The sequence below is a fragment of the Nonomuraea sp. 3N208 genome (genome assembly GCF_052245935.1).
Taxonomy (GTDB): Bacteria; Actinomycetota; Actinomycetes; order Streptosporangiales; family Streptosporangiaceae; genus Nonomuraea.
This window is the reverse complement of sequence record NZ_JBQQBR010000062.1, coordinates 56,698-62,901: the sequence shown is the minus strand read 5'-3', so window position 1 is coordinate 62,901 and position 6,204 is coordinate 56,698. Positions and strand designations below refer to the sequence as shown.

The following is a 6,204-nucleotide window of genomic DNA, read 5'->3' as shown; positions in this document are numbered from 1 at the left end:
CGTTCGGGAGGTCGCTGTCCTCGCCCACGTAGAAGCCGCCGTAGATGCAGCGGCCCAGGTGCTCGGCGAAATGACCGTAGAGATGCCGGCTGATCACCGGACCTTCGACGTCGACATTGATGATGGCGGGGACGGCCTGACTCATGAAGGATTCCTTGGGCGAGGGAGCACTCGCGTCGACCACAGGTGGGCGAACGAGAGGTAGGCAGGGGCTACGAACCCGAAGACCGGGACCAGGCCGGGGATGACGTAGTAGACGCAGAGCACGACCGCCACCACCAGCCCTGTGAAGGCGGCGGTGAGCGGTCTGCCCAGCACGAACAGGGCGCTGCGCAGCACCAGCTTGGGGACGCTCTCGGCAAAATGCGCAGCCAGCGGCCAGACGACGACGGTCATGGCGAACAGGAAGAACGACAGCAGCCAGAGCAGCCCGGCCAGCGCCGGACCCGCCACGCCGAGATCGGCTGTCGCCAGCAGGCGCCGGTCGAAGAGCACCAGCGCCCACAGGGCGAGGAAGGTGTAGCCGAGGGCGTTGGCGGCACGGAACTCGCGCCGCCACGCCGTACGGAACTCCTCGCGCAGTGGGACAGGTTCGTCACGGCCCAGGTGATCCCGCCGCACGACGGCATAGACCGCCGCAGTGGCCGGGAAGACACCCAGGACGATCCCACCCGCCAGAGTCCAGCCGAGCCAGAGCAACTGAAGCCGGAACAGCCGCAGCCCCACCTCGCCGAGCCGGGTGTGCCACCCAAGGAGCGCGTTCATCCCTTCACCGATCCGATCATGACGCCCTTCTCGAAATACCGCTGGAGGAAGGGGTAGAGCACGATCACCGGCAGCGTCGAGACGATGATCACGCCGTATTTGATCTGGTCGGCGTACTGCTGGGCGTAGTTGGCGCCCGCCCCGCCCGCCGAGCCGGCGCCACCCGCGAACGCCTGGTTGGACAGCAGGATGTCGCGCAGCACGATCTGTAGCGGTTGTTTGTCGTAGTCGCGGATGAATACGAGGCCTGTGAAGAAGTCATTCCAGTGCTGGACGAGGTAGTACAGACCGATCACTGAGATGATCGCCTTGGAGAGCGGGATCGCGATCTTCAGGAAGAAGCCGAAGTAGGAGATCCCGTCGATGGTGGCCGCCTCGAAGAGCTCCTCGGACAGGGAGCTTTCGAAAAAGGCGCGGGCGATGATGAGGTTGTAGACGTTGACCGCCGGCGGCAGGACGAAGACCAGCCAGTTGTCCAGCAGGTCGAGATCCCGGTAGAGCATGTAGGTCGGGATCAGCCCGCCGTGGAAGAACATGGTGATCGCGAAGAACACCATGAGCACCTTGCGCGGCTTGAACTCCCTCCTGGACAGGGCATAGGCGGCCGGAAGGGTGACCAGGAGGTTCAGTGCCGTCCCCACCAGGCTGTAGAGCACGGTGTTGCGGTAGCCGGTCCAGATCCGCTCGTCGGCGAAGATCTGCTCGTAGCCGAACCAGTTGACCCCACGAGGCAGCAGCCAGACCTCGCCCGTGGCGACCAGCGAGGGATCGCTGACCGAGGCGATGACGACGAAGTAGACCGGATAGATCACGGCGGTCAGGACGGCCAGGCAGACGACGGCGAGGATGACGGAGAAAGCGATGTCACCCGGTGACCTGGTGCGGAAGGAGGTGGTTACCACAGGCTCGTCCCCGACACTCGCTTGGCGATCTGGTTGGTGATGACCAGGAAGATGAAGTTGATGAGCGTGTTGAAAAGCCCGATCGCCGCGGAGTAGCTGAACTGGCTGCTGAGGATGCCGATCTTGTAAACGTAGGTGGAGATGACCTCGGAGACCGGCAGGTTGAGCGTGTTCTGCATCAGGAACACCTTCTCGAAACCGGTGCTCAGCACCCCGCCCATGGTGAGGATCAGCAGCACCACCATCGTGGGGACCAACGCCGGGATGTCCACGTGCCGCACCAGCCGGAACCGGTTCGCCCCGTCGATCTTCGCGGCCTCGTAGAGCTGGGTGTCCACCCGCGACAGTGCCGCCAGGTAGATGATGCTGTTCCACCCGCAGTGCTGCCAGACGTCGGAGATCACGTAGACCGGAACGAACGCCGAGGTGTCGCCCAGGAAGTTGACGCCGGTGATCCCGACGAACTCCAGCACTCTGGTCAGCACCCCCGAGGAGGGGGAGAGGAAGACCTGCAGCATGCCGACGACCACCACGATGGAGATGAAGTGCGGCAGGTAGGTCGCGGTCTGCATGAACCGCTTGCGCGCCTCGTTGGCCACCTGGTTGACGACCAGCGCCAGGAAGATCGGGGCGATGAACCCCACGATCAGCGTGGTCAGGCTGATCGTGACGGTGTTGCGCAGGAGCGTCCAGAACAGCGGGCTGTCGAAGAACTGGTAAAAGTACTTCAGACCCACCCATTCGCCACCGGTCAGGCCCTGCTTGAAGCTGAACTTGCGGAAGGCGAGCTGGATGCCGTACATCGGGATGTAGGCGAAGACGCCGACGAAGGCGATCGCCGGGGCGAGCATGGCCCACAGCTGCCAGTACCTCTTCAGATGCCGGGGTCGGCGCCCGCTCCGGGGAGCGGGCGCGACGGCCGGAGCGCGGCTGGCTGTGACTGTCATGGGTGCTCGGTCGCGTACTTGTCGAAGTAGCGCTGGAGGATGTCGATGTTGGCCTGCAGCCCGGAGCCGGTGACCTGCTTGACGTAGGCGTCCCACTGCTCGGCGACCCCGCCCTTGGTGATCCACTGGGCGAACTTCGTCTGGGTGATGCTGAGGATCGTCTGGTTGTTCAGCGAGGTCGAGCTGAGATCCTCAGTGCTCAGCTGGATGAACTGCCACGGGAAGACGTCCCGCTTCAGATCCATGTTCTTGATGGCCGGCAGTAGCGGCTCGGACTGGTCCACCGCCTCCTGCAGGTCAGTGGGGAGCGTGACCTCGATGTCGTCGCGGATCCAGGTGGGGCCGAGGTCGGCGAGCGTGGTCGTCCACTTCCAGCTCGACGGGTCGCTCTTGCCGTCGGCGGGCGGCAGGACCTTGTACTTCTTGTCGCCCTCCTTGGTGATGTTCTGCCCGAACTCGCCGAACAGCACCTGCAGGGAGATGTCCTGGTCGTAGAAGGCGTCCACGACGCGCAGCGCCGCGTCCTTGTTGGCGGCCTCGGCCGACACCGCGATCTGGTTGGCCGGGTAGTTCTCCCCGTTGCTGTCGTAGGTCCAGGTCACCGGCTCCGTCTGGCCGGCCTCGGCCAGCAGCGGGGCGGTGGCGCTGTACTGCTCGGCCAGCTCCGCGCCGAACCGGTCGCTGGCCGTCCAGCCCCAGCTGAAGCCGACCTTCGCCACGTCACCCTTGCCCCGGCCGACCGACTGGTAGGCGGAGTAGTCCTGTGTCATGACGTTCTTGCTGATCAGGCCTGCGGCATAGCACTTGTGCAGGAACTCGATGACCTTGCGGTAGCGCTCATCGACGAGGAAGTTGCCGACCTTGCCGTCCTGGACGAAGTAGCCCTGGCCGCCGCCGCCCGAGATCGGCAGGCCCAGGCTGCCCAGGAGCACCGACGGCTGGAAGTAGCCGAACCCGTCAGTGCCCACCGGCGACCAGTCCATCGGGATCTCGTCGTTCGGGTCGCCGTCGCCGTTGGCGTCCTTCTCCTTGAACGCCACCAGCACCTCGTAGAGCTCGTCCCACGTGGTGGGAACCTTCATGCCGAGGTTGTCCAGCCAATTCTTGTTGATGTACTGGTGGGTGACGGTCTGCGGCCAGAATCGCTTGTATCCGGGGGTCGTGTAGATCTCCCCGCCGCTCTGCGTAGCCATTGCCTTCAGCTCCGGCTTGGCCCCGAACAGGGCCTTGACGTTCGGCATTTTGTCGAGGTCGTCGCTGAGGTCCTCGAATAGGGTGCCGAAGGTGGCCAGATCGGTGCTGTCGATCGAATTGGTCCCCACGATGAGGTCCGGGATGTCGCCCGCCGCGAGCATGGTGGACTTCTTTTCGTTCCAGTCCGCGGAGACCTCCTCCCAGGTGATCTTGACGTTGGCCTTCTTCTCCAGGTCGGCGACCCAGCCCATGTCCTTCATGGGCCCGGTGAGCGCGTGCTTGACGACGAGAACGCGCAGGGTGTTGCCGGTGCCGCCGCCGCTCTTCTCCTCGCTCTCCGTGCCCGAGCATCCGGTGAGGGCCAATGCGGAGACGAGAGCCGCTCCGCACCACAGTCGTGTCCTGCTGGTCATGAACGTCTCCTTACAGATCGTTGGCGGGCAACCAGACACGCATGGCGCGGGAGCCGGTGTTGCCCCAGGTGGCGAAGGGCACTGCGGGTACGGCGAGTGCGGTCGAGGTGGGCACGCGCCCCGAGGCCTGGTACAGGCCGGCTGGCGCTTCAATGCGGTGCCCGGTGAGCTCCGGGCCGGGCGGGACCGTCACGTCGATCACGAGGTCCTCGATCGCGACGCCCTCCGGCAGGCTGCTCTGCTCGACGCAGTAGACGATCGGTCCTCGTTCGAGGGCGACGCACCCCCGCAGTGCGTCCACCCGCGGATGAGCTCGGGTCCACCGGGGCCTGACGTCCAGCTCCAGCCGGAATCCCGTCCTCGGGTCGACGCGCAGGTAACCGTCTTCGTCCGGGGTGAGAGTGCCGCGCGACCAGTCGGGGATCCGCAGGGCCAGCCGTACCCCGGGCGCGAGCCGGCCGCGTACGCTCAGCTCGACCGTCCCGCTCGACGGGTAGTCGGTGCGCATCTCCAGCACGCCCTCCCCGAGGTGGGCCGGGAGGTCGATGTCAGCGTCGGCGTACTGGTGGATCCGCACCTCGTCATCGCCCTCCGAGGCCACGTAGGCGCCGAACTGGGCGACGAGCCGCGTCACGTTCGGCGGGCAGCACGCGCAGGCGTACCAGGCCGCCCGCTCCCTGGGGGCGTTCTCCTCGTCGTAGCGGTCCGGGCGCAGTTGGAGCGGGTTGGAGTAGAAGAACCGCGTCCCGCTCGCGTCGACCGAGGCCGCGATCGCGTTGTGGATCTCCCGCTCGATGACGTCGGCGTAGCGGGACTCGCCGGTCGCCAGCAGCATCCGCCACGACCAGTGCAGGTCCGCGATGGAAGCGCAGGTCTCGGCGTAGGCGCGGTCGGAGGGGAGCTCATAGTCGTCGCCGAAGGCCTCGTCGCGGTGGCGTGAGCCGTACGCCCCGGTGATGTACATCTTGCGCTGGTGCACGTTCTCCCACTGGGCGCGCTGCACCTCCAGGAGCTCCTTCTCTCCCGTCTCCAAGTAGAGGTCGGTCACGCCCGCGTTGAGATAGAGCTGCCGTACGGCATGGCCGACGGCGGTCCGCGCCTGCCGTACGGGCAGGTGGTCCTGGAAGTACTGGGCGCCGAAGTGGCCCGTCTTGAGCAGGCCGAGGCCGCGGAGGTCGATCATCCGCTGGGCGAGGGTGAGATCGCGCTCCTCGCCGGTGTGGCGGTAGAGCTCCACCAGGGCGGTCTCGATCTCCGGGTGTCCGCAGACGCCCTCCTCACGTCCGGGGCCGAAGTGCCGGTGCAGCAGGTCGGTGAAACGCCGGGCGATCCTCAGCAGGTCGTCGCGGCCGGCGGCCCGGTCGAGCGCGACCGCCGCCTGGATCAGGTGGCCCAGGACGTACATCTCGTGCGTCCATTCGAGCTCGGCGAAGCGCTTTTCCGGGTGTACGCCCTGGATCCAGGTCATGACGTATCCGGTGGAGTCCTGAACCCGGCCCACCAGGCCGATGACCTCGTCGAGCCAGGCATCCCAGCGGTTGGTTCCGGAGCGCCCGATCTCCCAGGCGACCGCCTCGATGACCTTGTAGAGGTCGGAGTCGGCGAAGACGAAGCCGCGGTAGGCGGCTCCGGACTCGCCGACGACGCGCCGGAAGTTGTCGAGCACGCCGCTGGCCTCGAGCTGGGTGATGCAGTGCGGGATGGTCGCTTCGGCGTTGCGCTGCTGCCAGGCGCCGAGAACGCCGTGGGGACTCAGCCGCGCGGTGAGGGGACGCAGCACAGCCACTCCGGAACGGGGGAGAGCGGGGCTGCGAAGGGGGTGCGAAGTGGGGTTGGCCAAGGATGGCTCCCTCAGGTCGAAGTGTGAAGCAGACGTTAAATCCCTAGTTCAGCGTTGTCAACGATGAGACAAAAGATGACGCGCGGGTAACAACGCCATCAGTGTGCAGTCGGACGGACTTCAGGCAGGAGGAGTCACGCAGC

General features: G+C 66.0%; 5 protein-coding genes. All 5 read right to left on the bottom strand.

Annotated features, from left to right (window positions below):
• Positions 1-141: 141 nt before the first annotated feature.
• The 5 genes from ACTWPT_RS53910 to ACTWPT_RS53890 are packed head-to-tail and all read right to left on the bottom strand — an operon-like array spanning position 142 to position 6,001.
• The gene (locus tag ACTWPT_RS53910) at positions 142-765 is read right to left on the bottom strand and encodes a YesL family protein (RefSeq protein ID WP_443185345.1); all 624 of its coding nucleotides are present in this window, start codon (positions 763-765) and stop codon (positions 142-144) included.
• Positions 762-1,667: a carbohydrate ABC transporter permease gene (locus ACTWPT_RS53905; RefSeq protein WP_443185344.1), complete on the bottom strand. Its 906-nt coding sequence runs from the start codon at positions 1,665-1,667 to the stop codon at positions 762-764. The genes ACTWPT_RS53910 and ACTWPT_RS53905 overlap by 4 nt, the downstream gene beginning before the upstream one ends.
• Positions 1,661-2,614 (bottom strand): ABC transporter permease, encoded by a 954-nt coding sequence (locus tag ACTWPT_RS53900; RefSeq protein ID WP_443185343.1) that lies wholly within the window; start codon positions 2,612-2,614, stop codon positions 1,661-1,663. The genes ACTWPT_RS53905 and ACTWPT_RS53900 overlap by 7 nt, the downstream gene beginning before the upstream one ends.
• Positions 2,611-4,221 carry a hypothetical protein gene (locus ACTWPT_RS53895; RefSeq protein WP_443185342.1) on the bottom strand — a complete coding sequence of 537 codons (1,611 nt, stop codon included), beginning with the start codon at positions 4,219-4,221 and terminating at the stop codon, positions 2,611-2,613. The genes ACTWPT_RS53900 and ACTWPT_RS53895 overlap by 4 nt, the downstream gene beginning before the upstream one ends.
• A gap of 10 nt (positions 4,222-4,231) precedes the next feature.
• Positions 4,232-6,001 (bottom strand): glycoside hydrolase family 127 protein, encoded by a 1,770-nt coding sequence (locus ACTWPT_RS53890; protein WP_443185341.1) that lies wholly within the window; start codon positions 5,999-6,001, stop codon positions 4,232-4,234.
• Positions 6,002-6,204 lie beyond the last annotated feature (203 nt).